The organism is Lactococcus sp. (assembly GCF_036648155.1).
Classification (GTDB): domain Bacteria; phylum Bacillota; class Bacilli; order Lactobacillales; family Streptococcaceae; genus Lactococcus; species Lactococcus cremoris.
Genome location: NZ_JAVXIY010000027.1, coordinates 1 through 768, shown reverse-complemented (window position 1 = coordinate 768; position 768 = coordinate 1). Strand labels below are relative to the sequence as shown.

Annotated in this window: 1 pseudogene; it reads left to right on the top strand. The window is 44.7% G+C overall.

The features are described from left to right. Nucleotides 1-768 (top strand): annotated as a pseudogene (locus RSC39_RS11920) (cell wall anchor protein); the annotation flags it as partial.

The following is a 768-nucleotide window of genomic DNA, read 5'->3' as shown; positions in this document are numbered from 1 at the left end:
TTCTTCCCTTGCCGTGTCTGATTCGACAACCGAAGGAAATACAGGAAGTTCACAGGCAGAAATGCAAACTAAAGAGGTGATCTCACAACCTTCACAGGCAAGCACAGCCCCAAGTCCAAGTACCAGTTCAGATTCACCAGCTTTGGCAGGTTCGGCTCAGGGTCCAATTGCCAATTCAGATTCGTCTTCTTCAACCAGTTCAGCTCAGGTTCTAAATGCCAGTTCGGATCAGGCTTTAAGTATAGAAGCAAACTCTAATTCATCAGAGACTGTAAGTTCGACCAGTTCAGGCTCGAAAACAAACGCCTTGACTTCAAAAGTCCCAAGTGTTCCTTTTGATTCATCAAAAGCAAAAGTCACAATTGCATCAAGTCTTTCGGCAAGTGGAACAATCATAAATCCTGCTCCCACAAATGGTTCAATTGCCAGTCAAGCTAATGGTCAAGACCCTGCAATCAGCAGTATTGAAGCGACCGGTTCAGTCGCCAATGACATCACAGGGCCAGCCACGCTAGATGATATCAATATTACAATCAAAGCTAACAACCTTGTTCCCAATAATTTTCTGACTCCAGATGGGTTACATTGGTCGGCAAATACGCAGGTTATTCCAATCAAAGGTCAAACAACAGGTCAAATCAGTGCTGAAAACTTTGGTGGAACGGACGGACCAACGACACCGGCATCGAGCTATACTATGAATGCTGGAGATTCTGGACGAATTACCAATGTTGGAACAACCCTAGCCGGAACGAATCTAGATTTGAT